The sequence below is a fragment of the Pseudomonas chlororaphis subsp. piscium genome, assembly GCF_003850345.1.
Taxonomy (GTDB): domain Bacteria; phylum Pseudomonadota; class Gammaproteobacteria; order Pseudomonadales; family Pseudomonadaceae; genus Aquipseudomonas; species Aquipseudomonas piscium.
This window is the reverse complement of record NZ_CP027707.1, coordinates 5,784,204-5,803,951: the sequence shown is the minus strand read 5'-3', so window position 1 is coordinate 5,803,951 and position 19,748 is coordinate 5,784,204. Positions and strand designations below refer to the sequence as shown.

Here is a 19,748-nt window from a genome sequence, read left to right as displayed (position 1 = left end):
CATGTCGAACTTAGTGACCAATGCTGGACACACCCATGTCGATGACCATGGGCACGATGACCATCACCACGACTCGGGCGAGATGACCGTATACGGTTTCTGGCTCTACCTGATGACCGACTGCATTCTGTTTGCGTCGATCTTCGCGGTGTACGCGGTACTGGTAAACAACGTAGCGGGTGGCCCGTCGGGCCACGACATCTTCGAACTGCCTTACGTGCTCGGCGAAACCGCCTTGCTGCTGTTCAGTTCGATCACCTACGGCTTCGCCATGCTGGCGTTCTTCCGGGGTAACAAGAAGCAGGTCCTGGGCTGGCTGGCCCTGACCTTCCTGTTCGGCCTGGGCTTCATCGGCATGGAGGTCAACGAGTTCCACCTGCTGATCTCCGAAGGCTACGGTCCTAGCCGCAGCGGCTTCCTGTCCGGGTTCTTCACCCTGGTCGGCACCCACGGTCTGCACGTGACCGCTGGCCTGATCTGGATGGCGATCATGATGTATCAGGTCAACAAGCACGGCCTGACCGCAACCAACAAGACCCGCCTGAGCTGCCTGAGCCTGTTCTGGCACTTCCTGGACGTGGTCTGGATCTGCGTCTTCACCGTTGTTTACCTGATGGGGACTATGTAATGGCTAATGCACACTCCCATGACAGCCATGATGCCAGCCACGGCAGCGTAAAGTCGTACGCCATCGGCTTCATCCTGTCGGTGATCCTGACAATCATCCCGTTCGGCCTGGTGATGTACCCGACCCTGCCGAAATCCATCACCCTGATGATCGTGCTCGCCTTCGCGGTGATCCAGGTCCTGGTTCACCTGGTGTACTTCCTGCACCTGGACCGCTCCGAGGCCCAGCGTAACAACGTGATTGCGTTCGTCTTCGCTGCCCTGGTGATCGTCCTGCTGGTTGGTCTGTCGTTGTGGATCATGTTCAGCATCCACACCTACATGATGGCGAAGTGAGGTAAGACCCGATGTCGCTCAAGCACTTTATCCAAATCACCAAACCGGGGATCATTTTCGGTAACGTGCTTTCTGTGGCGGGCGGTTTTTTCCTGGCCTCCAAGGGACATGTCGATCTGGCCATCTTCCTGGCCGCGATGATCGGCACGTCCCTGGTGGTAGCTTCCGGTTGTGTGTTCAACAACTGCATCGACCGCGACATCGACCTGAAGATGGAGCGCACCAAGAACCGCGTGCTGGTTCAGGGCCTGATCTCCCTGAAAGTGGCACTGGTCTACGCGACCATCCTGGGTGTCGCCGGCGTTGCGTTGTTGTACAAGGTGGCCAATCCGCTGGCGGCGCTGTTTGCCGTGATCGGCTTTGTCATCTACGTCGGCTTCTACAGCCTGTACCTCAAGCGCAAGTCGGTGCACGGCACGCTGGTGGGCAGCCTGTCCGGGGCGATGCCGCCGGTGATCGGTTACGTGGCCGTGAGCAACAGCTTCGACATGGCCGCGCTGACCCTGCTGGTGATGTTCAGCCTGTGGCAGATGCCGCATTCCTACGCCATCGCGATCTTCCGCTTCAACGATTACCTGGCCGCATCGATTCCGGTGCTGCCAGTGAAGCGCGGCATCCTGGTGGCCAAGAAGCACATCCTGCTCTACATCCTGGCGTTCCTGGTGGCGACCCTGATGCTGACCTTCAGCGGTTATGCCGGCATGAGCTACCTGGCCGTCGCGGCCGCGATGGGCATGTACTGGCTGTACATGGCCTGGACCGGCTACAAGGCGGTGGACGACACCGTCTGGGCCCGCAAGCTGTTCGTGTTCTCGATCTTCACCATCACCGCGCTGAGCGTGATGATGTCCCTGGATTTCAAGGTACCGAGCGAACTGCTGCTGACCTACGCGCCATAAGCTGCAAAGGCTGTAAAAAAGCCCCGCCTTCGAGAGAAGCGCGGGGCTTTTTATTGAGTGTCAGTCGGTGGGCTGTTTAAATATTCAAATGACTTTACTCATGCAGGAAGCAGATTAATGAAGAAAAAAGCCGTTGTCGTATTCAGTGGCGGGCAGGACTCGACGACCTGTCTGATCCACGCATTGCCGCTCTATGATGAAGTGCACTGTATTACCTTTGATTACGGTCAGCGCCATCGCGCAGAAATAGAAGTGGCGCAGCAGCTCGCGAAGCAGCTGGGGGCGACAGTCCACAAAGTGCTGGATGCTTCGTTGCTCAATGAGTTGGCGATCAGCAGTCTCACTCGGGACAATATTCCGGTTCCGACGGTGAACAGTTCAGGCGAAAGCCTGCCCAGCACTTTCGTGCCGGGAAGAAATATTCTGTTTCTGACCCTGGCCTCTATCTATGCCTACCAGGTAAAGGCTGAAACGGTCATTACCGGGGTGTGTGAGACGGACTTCTCTGGTTATCCCGATTGCCGTGACGAGTTTGTAAAGGCCTTGAACAAGGCCGTCGAGTTGGGCATGGAATACCGCCTGCGTCTTGAGACGCCACTGATGTGGCTGAACAAGGCGCAGACGTGGGCCCTGGCGGATTATCACAATCAGTTGAGCCTGATTCGCGAGCAGACCCTGACCTGCTACAACGGGGTGATTGGCAGCGGTTGTGCCAATTGCGATGCTTGCAATCTTCGTGGCAGAGGGCTGAATGAGTATCTGGGGAACAAGACAGCAGTCATGAATAGCTTGAAAAGCAAGATGAACTTGCAATGAAGGCTTGAGCGACAGCCTGCCAATGGATTTCAACACTGTATCCACCTGCCGGATGAGTGTTGAATCCATCAGCTTGAGACAATAGGGGTTGTACTATTTTGTCTGGCTGTCCGTCATGTATCTTTTGAACAGCGATCTTGCTCCATAGGCAGGCAAGATGTTGAAGAAGGCAAAGCACACCTTGATCGCGATCTGCACATAAATCATGTTCAGGATGTCGCTGTTTTGCATCGAGCCATAAAAGGCAATGTAGCAAAACAGGAAGCTGTCGATAATGACCGCAAACAGCGTACTCAAGAATATCCGCAGGAACAGGAACCTGGAATTCGTCAGCTCTTTTATCTTGCACAGCAAGTAGGAGTTTATGTTCTCGGAAACCAGGAAAGACACAGAGGACGCCACCAGGACAGATGACACATGAATGATCACGTCGTTGTACGGGGTGTCGAGCTTCCAGCCTGGCAGGCCGGGGAGAAAGGTCGAGCCATAGAGCAGGATGATAATCATGGCGTTGCTGGCAAAGGCAAAGAAGATCGCTTTTCTTGCCAGCCTGAGTCCGAAGTTCTCGTTCAACAGGTCAACGATCAAGAATGTCAGAGGGTAAAGGAAGGTACCCGGAGTGATAATGATGCCAAGGGATTCAAGATAAATGGGTTTGGTAGCGGCAATGCTAGTGAATATATAGAAGGTAAAGAGCAGTAGATTGAGAATGATATAAATCATCCATGAGCTTTCGTGGCGGTCATTCAGGTCGTATGCGGTCAGCGCTCCTCCTTGGGAGTAGAATTTCTTGTAAATGTTTTTAACTTCCATTTTGTTCAGGTTTTCCATTATTTCGCTGTTAAGCACTTCGCTCAGTTTGATCTTTATGACTTTGCCTGTAGCGATGATCATGATCACGGCCAGGCTCTTGTTGTTCTCAAAGCCCAGAAGTTTATATTTGCTGTTCTCGAGTTCGCCTTCATACGCTGTCATTGAAGCGCTCCTCGATGATGTCACCCACCACAAAAACTCGGTCTGAGTCGGAGCATGGCTCATTGATGATGAACAGCTTTTTTGTCTGTCTGTCGTAGACCAGTTTTTCCTTGTCGTCGGTCGACGTTCCCTTTTGAATGATCAAGAGGTCGCCGACTCCGTATAGGCCATTGATCTCATTCTCGAGCAGCACTGCTATCAAGTTGTAGGATGCGCCGAAGTAATAGGTCAATGGATAAAGTATGGCCAGTTCGCCAATCCGTTTGTCCATGTTGATCATCAGCAGGCTTTCCTTGAGGATCGGAACCGCCGCCGGGTTCATGTTTCCTTGTGGAGAAATACTGCTGTCGATGATCTCCTTCTCTTCAAAATCGACGGTTTCTATTTCTTCGTAGGAGACACCGAAGAAATCAGAGATTTTGCGAATGGTGGATTGCTGTACGTTGCTGACCTTGCCTTCCAGAATGTTGTATATGGTCGTTCTGGTCAGGCCGCTGGCATTGCATAAAGACAGTTGCGTCTCGCCGCGACTTTTTATCAGGTACTTGATATTGCTCTTCAAATACTCTGTTCTTTCTCTTCTGTGCATCAAATGCTCACCATTTCCTTATAGTCGCCACGCATAGAGTCTTTCATAGAGGGCGTGGCTTACATGACATTCAACTGCTCGACGTCAAAAGTGAGAACAGTCGGATCGATGCGGCAAGAGCTTGTCGGCTTCTTTCTTGGTCGGTACCAACTCGCTAGCGCTCCTTTAGCCAGCCTGCATCCATCCTGGAATATTTCGTTGTCGGTATAGGGCGCGCTCGGAATCCTTGGGAGGGTTCGGATCGAGGCGCCGCGGGGGGCAAGTGTTGCATGTCCCAGTCATGACAATAAAGCCCCGAAATGCGCGGTGCCATCGCCTTGAAGGGCGAGCATTCAGCCGCAACGCAAATCCGGTGTTCCTTCCCACTCCTCGGAAAAGAAGCATTTTGTTTGGAAAATGTTTAATTTTTTGATTAATTGGCTGCTCGCGAACGTTAAACCAGGAAGCGTGCTGTCGTTCGTGGCACGCAAACGACAAGGAAGGAACACCGAACGATGGCAGCTTATACAGAACTACTCAGGAACCAGGCCGACCTGCTGCGACAAGGTCTGGCGAATCTGCGAGCAGAAGACGCCGAACTGGCTGGGATCCTGGACGCTGAAGTCACGCGTCAACACCGCACACTGTCCCTGGTTTCATCTTCCTGTGCGGCCAACCCGCGAATCCTCGCGGCGTCTGCCTCGGCACTGGTCAACGTCACCGCCGAGGGCGCACCAGGCAAGCGCCATCAGGTTGGCTGCGAGAACGTCGATCTGGTCGAGTCTCTGGCGATTCGCAGGGCGCGGGAGCTGTTCGGGGCGCAATATGCCAGCGTACAGTCACACTCCGCCTCGAACGCCAACTACCAGGTGCTTGCCGCCCTGCTCGAACCCGGGGACACCATTCTCGGAATGGCCCTCGATCATGGCGGGCATCTGACCCACGGCAGCCCTGTCGCCTTCACGGGCACCCACTACAAGGCGATCCGCTACGGCACCACATCGCAGGGCGTGATCGATTACGCAGAGGTACGCCACCTGGCGCTCGCCCATCGTCCGCGCATCATCATCTGCGGTGCGAGCGCCTATTCCCGGGTCGTGGACTTCCAACGCTTTCGCGCTATTGCCGATGAGGCCGGGGCCATCCTGCTGGCGGACATCTCCTATATCGCCGGGCTGGTCGCAACGGGACGGCATCCGAGCCCGATCGACGTGGCGCACGTCACCACCGCTTGTACCCACAAGCAACTCGCGGGGCCTCGTGGTGGCCTCATCCTTTCCGGCCGGGACGCCGACACCAAGGTTCCCGGCCTGAGGGCGAGCTTCAGTCGTGTCCTTGAGCGAGCGGTATTCCCCAGGATGCAGGGCTCGCCGGCGGTCAACATGATTGCTGCCAAGGCCGCTGCGCTGGGCTACGCGATGTCCCCGGAGTTCGACGCCTACATGGGGCGGATTCGCAGCACGGCCGATGCAATGGCCAGCGCATTCATGGCGCAGGACTACGAGGTCGTGGGCGGGGGGACGGAGAACCACACGATTCTGCTCAGGTTGCGGGGGGGCATCAGCGGTTCGATTGCCGCCTCGGCACTGGAGCGATGCGGCATCATGGTGAGTAAAAACCGCGCACTGGGGGAAACCCGATCTTCATTCGTCGCCAATGGCTTGTGTATCGGCACGGGTTCCATCGCCCAACGCTACATCGATCCTGTGGGGTGTCGTGAAGTGGTCGATCTGGTTTGCCGGATATTGGACAAGGTGACACCCCTCAGCGAGCAGAAGTACCGCCTGGAGCCCGAGTTGCAGGAGCAGTTCCGTCTTCAGACCGAGGCTTTGTGCGCGATGTATCCCATCGCCGATTACCGGGGCAACTGAGGGGCCCCGGCCTTTCATTCGTAGGAGCCAGCCGCTGAGGGGGCGTGCTGCGCCGTTGCGCAATCCGCCCTCTGCGCGAGCCAGCTCGCGGGTACGGGTTATTGCTGCTGTAGAGCGCTGTAGCCTTCGAACGCGGTCTGCTGCTGGATCGCGGTAACGATGTTCTTGCGGGTGGCCGGCTGTTCGTTGCCGTCCTTGTCGAAGAACACTTCGCTTTCCAGTTCTGCCTCGTCGCCTTCGCCAACAAAGGCGAAACCGAGGAACTCGAAGACTTCACGGTCGACGTTGGCCTTGGAGCGCGGACGGATCGGCAGGGTGACGCTGATGCCGTCCTTGCTGATGGCGAACACTTCCATTTCCTTCTTGGCCCGCGAGGCCTTGCTCTTGCCACCGCCCGGGCTGCTGATGGCCTGGTGGGTCTGGTTCAGCACTTTCAGCGCCAGGCCGTAGACCAGCTCCTGGAAGCTCGGATCGTCCTTGTAGCTGGACAGGATGCGGCTGATCGGGAACTTGCTGCTCAGGTCTTCGAGGGCGGCGCTGTCGGCGGCCTCGGCGTCCTTGAGCTGCTTGAGCTGGCCCATGAGTTCATAGGCGCGGTCGTCGTCGAAGCGGTCGTGAGCCTGGCGGATCTCGGCGCGCAATTCGCGGATCTGGTCGCTTTCCTTGGTGGACTGGAAAGCATCGAGGACCATCTCGCTGATGGTCTTGGCCTGGGAGACGTGCTGTGAAAGATTGATGGCGTTTTCGTATTCCGCTTTGGACGACAAGGCGTTTACGGATTCTTCTGTATTGGAATCAGACATTGATATTTCACTACTTCGTTTAACTGGAAATGAGGCTAGAAAAGCACCGGGCCTTTTCAGGGCGCCTAATTTATGGGACCGAGGCCCCATTGTCACGGACCAACGGACCGGTGCGAAAAGGCGTGGCTCTACTGACCCGCGATTGGCGGGAAAATTCCGGCGCCGATCTTCCCTGGCGAGCGTTCGCTGGGCAACGCTTCCGCCGCATTTCCTTCAGCGTTGCGCCTGCTGGCGAAACTCGGCGAACGAGATCATGCGCTGGCGCGCCGGGTCCCACAGCTTGAGCCGCAGGCAGCGGTAGATATCCCGCGGGTGCAGCGAGGTGGTGATGGGCGACTGCAATGCCGGGATCGCCGCCATGGCTTCCGGCAGGCGGTAGAAGGGGATGCCCGAGTTGGCGTGATGCACATGGTGGTAGCCGATATTGGCGGTGAACCAGGCCATCAGCGGGCCGGTGCGCATGTAGCTGGAGGAGAACACCGCGGTGGCGGCGTAGTCCCAGTCGGCGCGCTCGGGGTAACGCACGCCGGGGAAGTTGTGCTGGCAGTAGAACATGTAGGCGCCCAGCGCCGAGCCGGACAGGCTGGGGATCAGCACCCCGTACAGCAGGATGTCCGGCGCCAGCAGCGCCAGGGCGACGGCGCTCGCCAGGTTCAGCGCCAGGGCCAGCAGCGACCAGAGTCGGTGCCGCGGCTGGGTGATCAGCGACACCATGCAGATGCTGAAAATGAAGATGCTGAATGACGCCAGGAGGATCATCAGCGGGTGCCGGGCGACGCGATAACGCAAGCGCTTGAGGCGCCCGGCCCGGGCATATTCCTCGGTGGACAGCAGGGGAAAGGTGCCCAGGTCCGTGTGGGTGGACAGCAGCGGCAGGCGGTTCTGCTCCGCGCCGACGTACTGGCAGCTGTGGCCGTGATGGTAATCGTGGGACTGCTTCCACAGCGTCGGCGGGGCCATCAGCAGCAGGCCGAAGGTCTTGAAGAACACCTCGGCGAAACGCGAGCCCTTGAGAATCGCACCGTGCATGTAGTCGTGGTACAGCACGAACATGCGCACCAGGGACAAGCCCAGCAGCACGCCGCACGCCAGGCGCAGCGGCCACCACAGCGGCATGCCCACGGCCGCGCCAAACAGCCCGATCACCAGCAGCGTCGAGTAGAAATGCCACCAGCTCAGGCGGCGGTTTTCCACGGTGAAGGGCAGGGTCTGGCGAATCAGCTCCTTGCCATGACGCGCCAGTTGCTCGCGGTTCAGGCCATCGGTGGGCCAGGGTATGGCCCCCGGCAGAGGCTGCTCCTGGCCTGAGCCGGCAGGGCAATAAGGCGGGGCGGTCGAGGTGTCCAGCGTGCGCATGGGTGCTGTTCTCCTTAGCCGATAACCGCTTCATGGGGGCGGTGCTGCATGAACAGCTGCGGCCGCCGGTCCTTCCACGGGCGGGCCTGCTCCAGCTGGCCGGCCAGGCGGAACAACAGGCTTTCCTCGCCAAAGGCGGCGCTGAGCATCAGGCCGATCGGCAGGCCCTCGGCGTTCCAGTGCAGCGGCAGGGAAATCGCCGGTTGCCCCGAGGCGTTGTGGATGGCGGTGAAAGGGCTGTAGTCGATCAGCGGGCCGTAGGTGTTTTCCAGGTCGCTGGAATGGATATCCACCACCCCGTTGCGCAGCGGTGGTCGGGCCAGGGTCGGGGTCAGCCAGCAATCGTAGGTCTGGTGGAAGCGCGCCATTTCCCGGCCGACCTGCTGCAACACCAGCTCGGACATCTGGTACTCCACCGCACTCACCCCGAGGCCGCGTTGATGCACGGCCTGGGTCAGGTTCTCCAGCTCGCCGGGCAGCGGGCCGCGTCCCAGTTGCAGGCTCATCAGCTCCACGGCGAAGGCGATCCCGGAGAACCACAGGGCGCTGAAGGCTTCGGCAAAACTTTGCAGGTCCAGCTGCGGTGCGGCTTCTTCCACATGGTGGCCGAGGGATTCGAGCAGGCGCGCGGTGCTTTCCACCGCCGCGATGCAGTCGGGGTGCAGCGGCCGCCCGGCCGGGTCGGTGCTGGAAAAGGCGATGCGCAGGCGCCCCGGCTCGCGGCCGAGCTGGTCGAGAAAACGCCCCTGCATGGGCGGCGCGCGGTACGGGTCGCCCGGCACCACGCCGTGGGTGGCGTCGAGCAGGGCGGCGCTGTCGCGCACGCTGCGGGTCAGCACATGTTCGTCCAGCAGGCCGCTGAGCAGCTCGCCGAAGTCCGGGGCCAGGGAGTTGCGCGCCCGGGTCGGCTTGAGGCCGACCAGGCCGCAGCAGGAAGCGGGAATGCGAATCGAGCCGCCGCCATCATTGCCATGGGCCGCCGGAACCATGCCGGTGGCCACCGCGGCGGCCGCGCCACCACTGGAGCCGCCGGTGGAATATTCCAGGTTCCACGGGTTGCGCGCCGGGCCGTAGAAGGCGCCTTCGGTGGTGGGCAGAATGCCGAACTCCGGGGCGTTGGTCTTGCCGACGAACACCAGTCCGGCCTGGCGAAAACGCTTCACCAGCTCGCAGTCCTGGGGCATGACCCGCGCTTGCAGCATGCGCGAGGCCAGGGTCGAGGGCAGGTCCTGGCAGTCGCCGAGGATGTCCTTGAGCAGGAACGGCACGCCGTGCAGCGCCCCCGTCGCAGGCGCCTTGTCCTGTTCGACGGCCTGCGCCCGGGCCTTGTCGTAGGCCTTGTAGACCACGGCGTTGACCGCCGGGTTGAAAGCTTCGATGCGGCGTATGGCTTCCTCCAGCAGTTCGGAGGGGAGTACCTGCTTGGTTCTGACCAGGTCGGCCAGGCCGACCGCATCGAAGGTGGCGTATTCGCTAAAAGACATCCTGTTCTCCCGGTGCTGCGCACGCTGGTGGCGAAACCGGAACGCTCCCGTTCCGGCCTGGATTTCATGACATGGCCGGTTACACAAGCCCGGCTTGCGCAGGCCCGGATAGTCGGCTTCACATCTTTGAAAAGGCTGATGACTGCAAGGGTGTATGGCAAAAAGCCATGCATGCATCGAGCTGTGAGGCGAATATGCGCCGGGGGCGGAAATTGCGGGTATACGCCGTTCGGAGTATTAACTTCGAGTGCGCGCTCCCAGAGGATGATCAAGCGTAATGGATGCGCAAGGCCGCAGATTTCGGGCCTTGCGGGAGATGGCTAAGTACGGCTGCCTGGACAAAATAATGACTACGAACGACCACGATAGCGACGTTCCGTATGCGAATTTTTCGGAATGTCTGCAGCTTCACGCCCATACGATCCCGGACCGATTGGCCTATCGTTTTCTGCACAACGGGCGAGACGAAGAAACCCTGATCACCTTCTCTGAACTGGACCGCGCGGCCCGAGCGGCGGCGGCCCGGTTGCAGGGGCATTGCCTGGCGGGGGACAGGGTGCTGATCCTGCTCAAGCCTGGCCTGGACTATGTGATCGCCTTCATGGGCTGTCTATATGCCGGGCTGGTGGCGGTGCCGGCTTATCCGCCGGGGGCGACCAAGACCCTGGACCGGCTGGACGGCATCATCGATGACTGCCAGCCGACGGCGGCGCTGGCCAGTGGCGAGGATGTCCCGACCATCCTCGCCCGGCTGGGGCAGGCCGAGAGTCCGCGGGTACTGGACATGGCGACTCTGGACCTGGCCCTGGCCAGCCAATGGCGGACGGTTCCTGTGACCCGGGACGATATCGCCTTTCTGCAATACACCTCCGGCTCCACCGGGATTCCCAAAGGAGTGGCGGTGACCCACGGCAACCTGATTCACAATTCGCGCAGCATCAGCCGCGGTTTCCTGACCCACAAGGACAGCCACCTGGTCAGCTGGCTGCCGCCGTATCACGACATGGGGCTGATCGGCGGCATCCTGCAATCCTTGTTCGTCGGCTTCGGCTCGACCCTGCTGGCGCCGATCCACTTCCTGCAACGGCCGCTGCGCTGGTTGCAGGCCATCAGTACCTACCGCGGCACCGTCAGCGGTGGGCCGAACTTCGCCTATGAATTGTGCCTGCGCAAGATCAAGGACGAAGAACTGGCCGGCCTCGACCTGAGCAGTTGGGAGGTGGCCTTCAACGGTGCCGAGCATGTGCGGGCGCAGACCATTGCCGCCTTCCATGAGCGTTTCGCCCGCGCCGGTTTTGCCAGCACCTCGGCCTTTCCCTGCTATGGGCTGGCCGAGGGCACGCTGATGGTCAGCGCCGGTGGCAGCAAGCGCGAGCCGGTAATCCGCCAGTTCCATGCCGGCTTGCTGGAGGACAATGTGGCGCGCCTGCATGACGGCCAGGGCAGCGAGGCCGAACTGCGCCTGCGCACCCTGGTCAGCAGCGGCCGCGGCATTCCGGGGCAGGGTCCGTTCATCTGCGACCCGCACACCGAACAGCCGCTGGAGGACGGGCGGGTCGGGGAGATCTGCATCCTTGGCGACAGCGTTGCCAGCGGTTACTGGCAACGCCCGGAGAGCACCGCCGCGGCCTTTCGCCCGGCCCCGCCGGCGCTTGGCTGGTCGCGCTACTTTCGCACCGGCGACCTGGGGTTCCTGCTCGACGGCGAGCTGTTCGTCACCGGGCGGCTCAAGGACCTGATCATCGTCAATGGCGTCAACCATCACCCCGGCGATATCGAGAACACCGTGCTGCGCACCCATGACAGTTTTCGCCCGGACGGCACCGCGGCCTTCAGCATCGAGACCGGCGACAGCGAGCAGGTGGTGATCGCCCAGGAAATCGAGCGGCGTGCCTTGCGCAGCCTCGACCTGCCGCAGCTGTTCAGCGACTTGAAGGCGCGGCTGTGGCAACAGCACCAACTGGCGCGGCCGGTGCTGTTGCTGGTGTTCGGCGGGTCGTTGCCGCGTACCTCCAGCGGCAAGATCAAGCGCCAGGAGTGCCGCAAACAGTTCGCTCCCTGGCTGGCGGCACTCGAGGGCACGGCGCCGGCCGAAGCCCATCCGCTGGACAAGTCGGTGGTCGCGGTGGAGAGCAACGGCCGGGTATTGCGTGACATCACCCTCGACAGCCAGGTTGTGGAAGCATGACCAGTCTATCGATCGGCCCGGTGCACGCGCCCAAACCCGCGGCGTTGCTGTTCGCCCAGCCGGCCTTCTGCGAACCGCGTCTGGAGCTGGCCAGCCGCCCGCGGTCGGTGCTGTCGTTGCCGCCCACCGACAGCCAGCAACGGCTGCAACTGACCAGCGTGCTCAACTCCATCACCTCGGCGCGCAGCATCGCCGAGCTGACGCAGCAGACCCAGCTGGCGCTGCCGCAGATCCTGCCGTGCGAGAACTTCGTGTTCGCCAGCGGCCGGGTCCGCGCGCACCGGGTGTTCTTTTCGCACCTGATTCATCCGGACAGCGTCTCCGACGACCTGATCAAGGCCATCGTCGGTCGCGACGGCATGATTCCGCCGCTGGGCATCGACCCCATCGAGCATTGCGGACGTCCCAAGTTCACCACCCTGGAGCGCCTGGGCAACTCGTCGGACCAGGTGTGGGCGAAGATCTTTCGCGAACACGGCATACGCAATCTGGGCTGGACCCTGCTGCCCGGATTGCACCGCAACACCTTCACCGGCTACTTCTTTCACAACATCTCGGCCAGCGTGGCCCATGAAAGCAAAATGCGCATGATGGTCTTCGCCCCGTACCTGCACATCGCCCTGAACCGGGCGCTGGGCAGCAAGCTGTTGCGCCACAACCCGGGGCCGAACCATCAACTGTTGTCCATCCTGTCCAGCCGCGAAGCGGAGATTTCGCGCTGGGTGGCCCGAGGCAAGACCAACTGGGAGATTGGCCAGATCCTCGGCATCAGCGACAAGACCGTGAAAACCCACCTGCAGAACATCTTCTCCAAACTCCAGGCGTCGAGTCGGGCGCAGATCGCGGCGTTGTTCTGCGACGAGTGAGTGCTGCCTGCCTGTCTTTCATCCGGTAACCCTTCCACAGTGCTGACGGGGGTCAGTGCTTCGGCGTCGCCTGCGCCTCTGTAGGCGCGAGGCTTGCCCGCGAAAAAATCTCAACGACGGCACGGTGCCCAATGGAGCTGCCGCTGCGCGGCTATCGCGAGCAAGCTCGCTCCTACAGGGGGGAGGCGGTCGATGCTCGGTCGTTGACGCGGCATTTCGAGGCGTCGCGTGCCCGCTCATTTTCGGCTTCGACCGCGCCCTCCGGTCCGGCGCTACTCCTTACGGAGTATTGAGCTGAACCGGCATGACGCCGAGCATCGGGGTGTAGCAAATGGCCTGCTGCGGCAGGGCATCCACACTCAAAACGCGTTTGCATCATGACGCCTGCCCAAGCGTTGATCCCGTGGTTTTACCATGGGGTGGCGCGGGCCAACGGCCATGCAAAGGAAGCGAAATACGCTGGGAGGCGACTGTGCATATAGACGAAATAACCTTTGCCGTGACCGAAACCCTGGCCAGCCTGCTGGAGGTCGATTCCGGGTCGCTGGACGTCGAGCGTTCGTTCCATGAGATGGGCGTCGACTCGGTGCTGATCGTCGGCCTGTCCGCCGAGTTCGAAGACCGTTTCGGTATCTCCCTGGACCCCGAACTGGCTTACCAGCACGACACCGTGCGCAAGGTCAGCCAGCACCTGTATGGCGTCATCAACCAGGGCGCGCGCCGGGCTGTGGCGGAGGTGAGCCATGGCTGATTCGCTGCTCAATATCACCCGCCAGGAACTGCTGGAATTCGTCGGCCTCAACGAGACCGTGGTTCGCGCCCAGGGCACCCGTATCGAAACCGCCAGCGGCCAGACCCTGATCGATTTCGTCGGCCAGTTCGGCGCGGTGCCCTTCGGTTATGGCGCGGCGCCTATTACCGAGGCAATCCACAAATTCCTCGCCAGCGGCCAGGCCTCGCTGGTCCAGCCGCTGATCAACCCCGGCGCCGAAGAACTGGCGCGGCGCCTGATCGAACTGGCGCCGGGCAGCCACTCGAAGGTGACCTTCACCACCAGCGGCGCGGAGACGGTCGAAGCGGCGATCAAGCTGTGCCGCGCCGCGACCCAGCGCGAACTGGTGATCGGCACCCTGACCGGCTTTCACGGCAAGACCCAGGGCGCGGTCGGGGTCACCGGCAAGGCCACTTACCGCGAGCCGTTCCAGATCCGCGCCGAGGGGTTCAGCCATGTGCCTTATGGCGACCTGGAGGCCCTCGAGGCGTTGCTGAAAACCCGGCGTGCCGCGGCTTTTTTCGTCGAGGCGGTGCAGGGCGAGGCGGGCATGATCACCCCCCCGCCAGGCTACCTGCTGGCGGCGCAGAACCTCTGCCGGCAATACGGCACCTTGTTCGTTCTCGATGAAATCCAGACCGGCCTGGGCCGCACCGGCGAGCTGTTCGCCGCCACCGCCCACGGCCTGGAACCGGACGTGGTGTTGCTGGCCAAGGCCCTGGGCGGCGGCGTTGCAGCCATCGGTGCATGCATCTACGGCGAGCAATGCTGGAGCCGCGATTTCGACCGGCACCACAGTTCCACCTTCGCCGTGAATGGCTTCAGCGCCGCCATCGGCCTGGCCGTGCTCGACCAGCTCACGGCCAACGACGGCGCCCAGCTCAAGCATGCGGCGGAGCAGGGCGCCTACCTGCACGCCGGGCTGTCGCGTCTGGTGCGCGACTATCCCGAGGTGTTCCACAGCCTCGACGGCCGCGGCCTGATGCTCGGCCTGAAGTTCCGCCGCTGGAGCGGCGAGCGGCTGTACACCCTGTCCCTGGCCAGTGCCTTCGGTGCCCTGGTGCCGATCGTCTGCGGCTACCTGAAAAGCCGGCATGGCGTGTACTGCCTGCCGACCCTCACCGAAGGCAACGTGTTGCGCATCCAGCCGCCGCTGTGCATCGAGCGCGCCGACATCGACCTGCTGCTCGAAGGCCTCAAGGCGGTGGCGGAACTGGTGGTGCACAACCAGCAGCATCGCTTGATTCTCGAAGCCCACGGCTATGCCGGGCCACGGGGCGTGTCGAGCCCCTGGGTGGTGCCCGGCAAACCGCGCAGCAGCGGGCGCTGCCTGGGACGCTTCGCCTTCCTGCTGCACCCGACCACTGCCGAGAGCGTCAACGGCGACAGCGTGGTGGACGGCCTGGGGCTGTCGGCGGCGGAAAAAACCTTTATGCAGGGCTGGCTCGACGACTTCTCCGAATGGGCCAAGCCGGACCTCGATGCCGGTGTGTCCTATCACGCCCGGCGGGTCTACAACGATGCCGGCGACTACGTCGAAGGCTGGCTGGTCGGCAGCCTGCTGCAACCGCGCGACCTGATGCGCCTGAGCCTGGGCAAGCGGCGCAAGCTGCTGGGCAACTACCTGGACAGCGTCGCCGAGCTGGAGGTGGATTTCGTCGGGCTGGGGGCCTACACCTCGGTGATTTCCAGTGCCGGGGCGGATGTCATCAACGAGCGGTTCCACACCACCACCGGCAACAGCCTGACGGCCATGGTCGGCGTCGATGCGCTGCTGAGCACCTGCGCCAACCGGGGCGCGCCACTGGCCAAGCGCCTGACCGGGGTGATCGGTGCCTACGGTTCGGTGGGCCGCCTGGCCAGCCTGCGCCTGGGGCGCTTCTGCGAGCACCTGGTATTGCTCGGCAATGGGGCCAATCGGGGCGCCATGGACGAGCTGCGGCTGGTGGCCGGAGAGCTGTATCGCGACGCCTTGCTGCAGATCCAGGGCGGCCACAGCAGCGGCATCGCCAAGACCCTGGTGCTGCTCCTGCCGAGCCTTGCCAGCGTCGAGCAACTGCTGGATCGCGACCTTGGCGACGAGGAGCAATTGCGCGAACTGTTCGACAGCGTCGATGCCCTGGCCCAAGGCAAGCCGCAGGTGCAGCCGCCGCTGGTGATCACCGCGGACCTGGGGAGCTGGCTGCCGCGCCTGGAAGCCGTGCTCTCGGCCACCTCCAACGGCTCGGCCTTTATCGACCCGCTGGTCCTGCATCAGAACGCGATCATCTGCGACTGCGCGCAGCCGCCGGACATCGGTCACGTCACCTTGGCGCTGCGCCCGGACGTCACGGTGATCGAGGGCGGCCTGATCCATCTGCCCGACCGCAGCCAACGCTTCGGCCAACAGAACCTCACCGGTCTGCCCACGGGCGTGACCTTCAGCTGCCTGGCCGAAACCATGGTCCTGACCATGGCCGGCCTGCAGCGCGACTACAGCATCGGCAAGCGTCCTCCGCTGGAGGATGCCGAAGCGATCTTCGACCTGGCCCGAGCCTTCGGTTTCGCCCCCGCGGTGGAGCAGTTGATCGAAAAAGCCGGTTAACCCTGACAACGAGAAAGGAGTCCATACCATGTCGATGCACAACGCCCGCAACGCCACCGAGAAGTACCTGCCGGGCCTGCTCGCCGCCCTCCGGGAGCGTGGCCTGATGGCCCTGGAACAGGCCGACCCGGCCGTGCTCTGCGGGCTGTTTCGCGACTACCGCGCCGCCGGCCTGATCATCCCCGAGACCTACGGCGGCCTCGGCGCCTCGCCGGAGGAAACCGTGGAGATCCTGCGGGCCATAGGTTCGCTGTGCCCATCCCTGGCGGTGATGATGACCATGCACCACCACACCATCGCCACCATCGTGCAATTGGGTGGGTTGATCCCGGCGGCGGAAGAACTGCTGTGGGGCATCACCCAGAACCAGCTGCTGATCGCCTCGGCCTTCGCCGAGGGCAAGCCGGGCTCGGAGATCTTCAACCGCAGCGTCAAGGCACGGCCGGTGGAGGGCGGTTTCGTCCTCGACGGCAGCAAGAAGCCCTGCACCATGAGCCACCACATGGATGTGATCGTGGTCGGTGTCGCCTGTGAACAGGACGACGGCAGCGTCAGCCAGGGTTTTGCCGTGGTCTTTGCCGATGGCAGTACGGTCACCCGCGAACCCTTCTGGAACGCCACGGTGCTGCGTGCCACCGACAGCAACGAACTGGTGTTCAACGGCGTGTTCGTGCCCAGCGAGCGCATGCTGCTGGCCGACGGCGCCGACAGCGAGGAAGTGGCCGCCACCGCCATGGAAACCTCGCTCAACGGCTTGAGCTGGTTCCAGCTGATGGTCGGCGGCAGCTACCTGGGCGTGGCCTCGGCCCTGGTCGACCGGCTGCTGCGAAAAGCCTTCGCCGACCCCGCGCAACTGGCCCTGCTGTGCATCGAGCTGGAAGGCGCCCATCAGGCGCTGCTCGGCACCGCCGGCGAATTGCAGGCGCAACAGGATGCGCCAATGAACACCTACCACAAGGCGCTGTGCACGCGCTTCCTGGTGCAGGCGGCGATCGAGCGTGCGACCAACCTCAGCGTCGAGCTGTTGGGCGGCATGGCCTTCATCGCCTCCGACGAGGTGGCCTATCTGCTGGCGGCCTCCCGGGCGATCTGCTTCCACCCGATCTCCCGCAGCGCCGCCACGCCGTTGCTGGCGCAGTTCCTGCGCGAGTCCTACAGCGCCTGATTCGCCTGCTACCGCAGCCGGAGCTGTGGCGCCCCTGGCGTCGCTCCGGCCTCGGCAACATGCCTAATGGAGTAGAAGCATGAGTAGCGATTTTCTCTATCCGCCGCGCCCGGCCAATGTCGGTCGCGGGTTTCACTGTCTGGCTGTTCCGCTGTTCAGTCTGCTGCTGGTGTTCAACACCGCGGCCATCGTTGTGATCCTGGCCCTGTCCTGCACCTTGCAGGCCGGGCGCCGGATGCTGTCGTGGCTGCCGGGAATGAAGGCCCTGGGCGGCTGGCTGGTGGCGAGCTATCACCGCTTGTTGCAGCCGCTGGCCGACCGTTTGCTCAAGGATCCGCGGGACGAGCCGATCCTGGCCGCCGCCATCAGCCTGGGTCTGACCGCCGGGCCGGTGTTCATCGCCCAGCTGTGGCTCAAGGAAATCTCCTGGCTGCTGGTACTGCTGTTCTATGCCTTCGTCTACGGCCCGAACATCCGCGGCTTCGTCCGCTCCTTCAGCGCCATGCATCAGGAAGGCCACGTGCCCGGCGGCATCTTCAAGCGCTCGAGCCTGCTGGATCGCTGGGTCGGCAACTCCTTCCTGTACATGTTCTTTGCCATTCCCATGGGCCTGATCCCCCACGCGGCGGCGCATTTGCAACAGCATCACCGGGAGAACGCCGGGCCGCTGGATGTCTACGCCACGGCGCGCTACGACCATGCCAGCGCCTGGGATTTCGCCGTGTATATGGTGCGCGAGGTGATGTACCAGCAGCTCATGGTTTCGCCCTGGCTGTACTTCAAGAGCAAGCACAAGCGCAGCCAGGCCCGGGCCATGGTCATGGGCAACCTGGTGCATGTCGGGCTGTTCGTCGCGCTGGCGTTCTACAGCCTGCCGATCGCCGTGTTCTACATGCTGGTGCCCTGGTGCGCGAGCAACTTCCTGATGGGCGTCATCCACTGGAGCCAGCACGCTTTCTACGGCGGCCAGGAAGACCCCAAGGACTGGATGTACAACACCGTGACCCTGCTGGAAACGCCGGTGAATATCCTCAACGAGGGTTATCACGCCTGCCACCATCACTGGTCCATCGGCCACTGGTCGGAGAGCCCGGCGCTGTTCGAGCGGCTCAAGCCGGAACTGGCGGCCGCGGGTTCCATGGTGTTTCGCGACCTCAGCGTGTTCGGCCTGTTCGTGCTGCTGATGCTGCGCCGCTTCGATGCGCTGGCGGACAAGCTGGACTGGTGGCAGCCGCTGGAGCACGACGAGAAAGTCCGCCTGCTGCAATACCGGGTGCTGCCGGCGCCCATCGCGGCCCATGAGCACGCCCATCAACGGCGCCTCGCCACACCGCACGATGCCCACGAATCCACACCCGCGCACAGCGCCCTGGGCCAGCCATGAACCGTCCCCTGACCTTGAAAGTCGCCGCCATCGAACGGGAAACCGACGACGCGGTGACCATTCACCTCAAGCAGCCGCTGCTGCGCAAAGTCCGCTACAGCGCCGGGCAGTACCTGACCCTGGAGGTCGACGTCGACGGCGCCAAGGGCTGCCGCGCCTATTCCATCAGCAGCACGCCGGGGCTGGACAAGACCCTGTCGATTACCGTCAAGCGGGTGGCCGGCGGCAAGGTTTCCAACCGCCTGGTGCAGGAGCTGAGTGCCGGCGACGCGGTGCAGACCCTCGGCACCCACGGCCGCTTCACCTTCGCTCCGCAGCCGGGCAGGGGGCGGCATCTGGTGCTGCTGGCGGCGGGCAGCGGGATCACGCCGATCTTCTCGATCCTCAAGTCGGCGCTGCACTTCGAGCCGGACTCGCAGGTGTCGCTGATCTACGGCAACCGCAACCAGGAGTCGGTGATCTTCCGCGACAAGCTCGACCAGCTGCGGCAGACCTTCGGCGAGCGTTTGCAACTGGTGCATGTGCTGTCGCGGCCGGACACCCCGGGGGCCCACGAAGGGCGCCTGACCCGCGAGCGGGTGATGGACATTCTCGGCGCGTTGCCCGGCCCGCAGGCCCGCGAATACTACAGCTGCGGCCCCAGCGGCATGATGGACGAGGTGACCGCCGCCCTGGAGGCTCTGGGCATTGCCCCGGAGCGCGTGCACCAGGAGCGTTTCACTCCGGCCAAGGCGCCAGAGGTCGGCGGCGACACGGAAAAACGCGTGGAGCTGCTGATGCAGGGCCAGGCGTTCAATTTCACTGTTGCCCCGGGCCAGACCCTGCTCGACGCGGCCCTGGCCAGCGGCGTGCAGCCGCCGTTTTCCTGCCGCAGCGGTTTCTGCACCGCCTGTGTCTGCACCCGGCTGACGGGGCAGGTACGCATGCGCGAAGACCATGGGCTGTCGGCGGACGAACTGAATCGGGGCCAGGCACTGTTGTGCGTGGGCTATCCATTGACGGACGACGTGCGCCTGCAAGTCGATTAGCGATACAGACAGAGGAAGGTCAATTC

17 protein-coding genes are annotated in these 19,748 nt (G+C 62.5%); 12 read left to right on the top strand and 5 right to left on the bottom strand.

What is annotated here, in order from left to right; all coding sequences use genetic code 11:
• Window position 1 precedes the first annotated feature (1 nt).
• From C4K38_RS26200 to queC, 4 genes are all read left to right on the top strand, one after another.
• Complete coding sequence (locus tag C4K38_RS26200; RefSeq protein ID WP_053280784.1) at window positions 2–628, top strand: cytochrome o ubiquinol oxidase subunit III; 627 nt, start codon at window positions 2–4, stop codon at window positions 626–628.
• Window positions 628–963, top strand: coding sequence for a cytochrome o ubiquinol oxidase subunit IV (gene cyoD / locus C4K38_RS26195; protein WP_053280783.1), 336 nt, complete (start codon window positions 628–630; stop codon window positions 961–963). Before C4K38_RS26200 ends, cyoD begins: the two co-directional genes overlap by 1 nt.
• Before the next feature lie 11 nt (window positions 964–974).
• Window positions 975–1,862, top strand: coding sequence for a heme o synthase (cyoE, locus tag C4K38_RS26190; protein WP_025806166.1), 888 nt, complete (start codon window positions 975–977; stop codon window positions 1,860–1,862).
• Window positions 1,863–1,979: 117 nt separating this feature from the next.
• Window positions 1,980–2,678 carry a 7-cyano-7-deazaguanine synthase QueC gene (gene queC / locus C4K38_RS26185; RefSeq protein ID WP_053280782.1) on the top strand — a complete coding sequence of 233 codons (699 nt, stop codon included), beginning with the start codon at window positions 1,980–1,982 and terminating at the stop codon, window positions 2,676–2,678.
• A gap of 93 nt (window positions 2,679–2,771) precedes the next feature.
• Here the strand turns inward: queC and C4K38_RS26180 are convergent, their stop codons facing one another.
• Window positions 2,772–3,653, bottom strand: coding sequence for a queuosine precursor transporter (locus C4K38_RS26180; RefSeq protein WP_053280781.1), 882 nt, complete (start codon window positions 3,651–3,653; stop codon window positions 2,772–2,774).
• Window positions 3,640–4,242 (bottom strand): helix-turn-helix transcriptional regulator, encoded by a 603-nt coding sequence (locus C4K38_RS26175; protein WP_053280780.1) that lies wholly within the window; start codon window positions 4,240–4,242, stop codon window positions 3,640–3,642. Before C4K38_RS26175 ends, C4K38_RS26180 begins: the two co-directional genes overlap by 14 nt.
• A gap of 494 nt (window positions 4,243–4,736) precedes the next feature.
• On the opposite strand from C4K38_RS26175, the gene C4K38_RS26170 reads away from it, so the two are divergent.
• The gene (locus C4K38_RS26170; protein WP_053280779.1) at window positions 4,737–6,092 is read left to right on the top strand and encodes a serine hydroxymethyltransferase; all 1,356 of its coding nucleotides are present in this window, start codon (window positions 4,737–4,739) and stop codon (window positions 6,090–6,092) included.
• 98 nt (window positions 6,093–6,190) lie between these two features.
• On the opposite strand, the gene C4K38_RS26165 is transcribed toward C4K38_RS26170, so the two are convergent.
• The 3 genes from C4K38_RS26165 to C4K38_RS26155 all read right to left on the bottom strand — a co-directional run bounded on the left by C4K38_RS26165 (window position 6,191) and on the right by C4K38_RS26155 (window position 9,735).
• A complete protein-coding gene (locus tag C4K38_RS26165; RefSeq protein ID WP_053280778.1) occupies window positions 6,191–6,895 on the bottom strand; it encodes a hypothetical protein in 705 nt (234 codons plus the stop codon).
• A gap of 213 nt (window positions 6,896–7,108) precedes the next feature.
• Entirely contained in the window at window positions 7,109–8,251 is a 1,143-nt protein-coding gene (locus C4K38_RS26160) for a fatty acid desaturase family protein (RefSeq protein WP_053280777.1), read from the bottom strand.
• Window positions 8,252–8,265: 14 nt separating this feature from the next.
• The gene (locus C4K38_RS26155) at window positions 8,266–9,735 is read right to left on the bottom strand and encodes an amidase (protein ID WP_053280776.1); all 1,470 of its coding nucleotides are present in this window, start codon (window positions 9,733–9,735) and stop codon (window positions 8,266–8,268) included.
• 433 nt (window positions 9,736–10,168) lie between these two features.
• Between C4K38_RS26155 and C4K38_RS26150 the strand changes: the two genes are divergently transcribed.
• The 7 genes from C4K38_RS26150 to C4K38_RS26120 all read left to right on the top strand — a co-directional run bounded on the left by C4K38_RS26150 (window position 10,169) and on the right by C4K38_RS26120 (window position 19,722).
• A complete protein-coding gene (locus C4K38_RS26150; protein ID WP_231998592.1) occupies window positions 10,169–11,923 on the top strand; it encodes a fatty acyl-AMP ligase in 1,755 nt (584 codons plus the stop codon).
• A complete protein-coding gene (locus C4K38_RS26145) occupies window positions 11,920–12,789 on the top strand; it encodes a LuxR C-terminal-related transcriptional regulator (RefSeq protein WP_053280774.1) in 870 nt (289 codons plus the stop codon). The genes C4K38_RS26150 and C4K38_RS26145 overlap by 4 nt, the downstream gene beginning before the upstream one ends.
• A gap of 472 nt (window positions 12,790–13,261) precedes the next feature.
• Window positions 13,262–13,540 carry an acyl carrier protein gene (locus C4K38_RS26140; RefSeq protein ID WP_025806154.1) on the top strand — a complete coding sequence of 93 codons (279 nt, stop codon included), beginning with the start codon at window positions 13,262–13,264 and terminating at the stop codon, window positions 13,538–13,540.
• Complete coding sequence (locus C4K38_RS26135; RefSeq protein ID WP_053280773.1) at window positions 13,533–16,145, top strand: aminotransferase class III-fold pyridoxal phosphate-dependent enzyme; 2,613 nt, start codon at window positions 13,533–13,535, stop codon at window positions 16,143–16,145. Before C4K38_RS26140 ends, C4K38_RS26135 begins: the two co-directional genes overlap by 8 nt.
• Window positions 16,146–16,173: 28 nt before the next feature.
• Window positions 16,174–17,310, top strand: a complete 1,137-nt coding sequence (locus C4K38_RS26130; protein WP_053280772.1) for an acyl-CoA dehydrogenase family protein — start codon at window positions 16,174–16,176, stop codon at window positions 17,308–17,310.
• A gap of 79 nt (window positions 17,311–17,389) precedes the next feature.
• Window positions 17,390–18,694, top strand: coding sequence for a fatty acid desaturase (locus C4K38_RS26125; protein ID WP_053280771.1), 1,305 nt, complete (start codon window positions 17,390–17,392; stop codon window positions 18,692–18,694).
• Window positions 18,691–19,722: a ferredoxin--NADP reductase gene (locus tag C4K38_RS26120; RefSeq protein ID WP_053280770.1), complete on the top strand. Its 1,032-nt coding sequence runs from the start codon at window positions 18,691–18,693 to the stop codon at window positions 19,720–19,722. The genes C4K38_RS26125 and C4K38_RS26120 overlap by 4 nt, the downstream gene beginning before the upstream one ends.
• The last annotated feature ends 26 nt before the right edge of the window (window positions 19,723–19,748 follow it).

Bases quoted from the DNA above. Each gene is read 5' to 3' on its own strand.
- C4K38_RS26200 (WP_053280784.1), top strand. From the start codon at position 2: ATGTCGAACTTAGTGACCAATGCTGGACACACCCATGTCGATGACCAT.
- cyoD (WP_053280783.1), top strand. From the start codon at position 628: ATGGCTAATGCACACTCCCATGACAGCCATGATGCCAGCCACGGCAGC.
- cyoE (WP_025806166.1), top strand. From the start codon at position 975: ATGTCGCTCAAGCACTTTATCCAAATCACCAAACCGGGGATCATTTTC.
- queC (WP_053280782.1), top strand. From the start codon at position 1,980: ATGAAGAAAAAAGCCGTTGTCGTATTCAGTGGCGGGCAGGACTCGACG.
- C4K38_RS26180 (WP_053280781.1), bottom strand. From the start codon at position 3,653: ATGACAGCGTATGAAGGCGAACTCGAGAACAGCAAATATAAACTTCTG.
- C4K38_RS26175 (WP_053280780.1), bottom strand. From the start codon at position 4,242: ATGCACAGAAGAGAAAGAACAGAGTATTTGAAGAGCAATATCAAGTAC.
- C4K38_RS26170 (WP_053280779.1), top strand. From the start codon at position 4,737: ATGGCAGCTTATACAGAACTACTCAGGAACCAGGCCGACCTGCTGCGA.
- C4K38_RS26165 (WP_053280778.1), bottom strand. From the start codon at position 6,895: ATGTCTGATTCCAATACAGAAGAATCCGTAAACGCCTTGTCGTCCAAA.
- C4K38_RS26160 (WP_053280777.1), bottom strand. From the start codon at position 8,251: ATGCGCACGCTGGACACCTCGACCGCCCCGCCTTATTGCCCTGCCGGC.
- C4K38_RS26155 (WP_053280776.1), bottom strand. From the start codon at position 9,735: ATGTCTTTTAGCGAATACGCCACCTTCGATGCGGTCGGCCTGGCCGAC.
- C4K38_RS26145 (WP_053280774.1), top strand. From the start codon at position 11,920: ATGACCAGTCTATCGATCGGCCCGGTGCACGCGCCCAAACCCGCGGCG.
- C4K38_RS26135 (WP_053280773.1), top strand. From the start codon at position 13,533: ATGGCTGATTCGCTGCTCAATATCACCCGCCAGGAACTGCTGGAATTC.
- C4K38_RS26130 (WP_053280772.1), top strand. From the start codon at position 16,174: ATGTCGATGCACAACGCCCGCAACGCCACCGAGAAGTACCTGCCGGGC.
- C4K38_RS26125 (WP_053280771.1), top strand. From the start codon at position 17,390: ATGAGTAGCGATTTTCTCTATCCGCCGCGCCCGGCCAATGTCGGTCGC.
- C4K38_RS26120 (WP_053280770.1), top strand. From the start codon at position 18,691: ATGAACCGTCCCCTGACCTTGAAAGTCGCCGCCATCGAACGGGAAACC.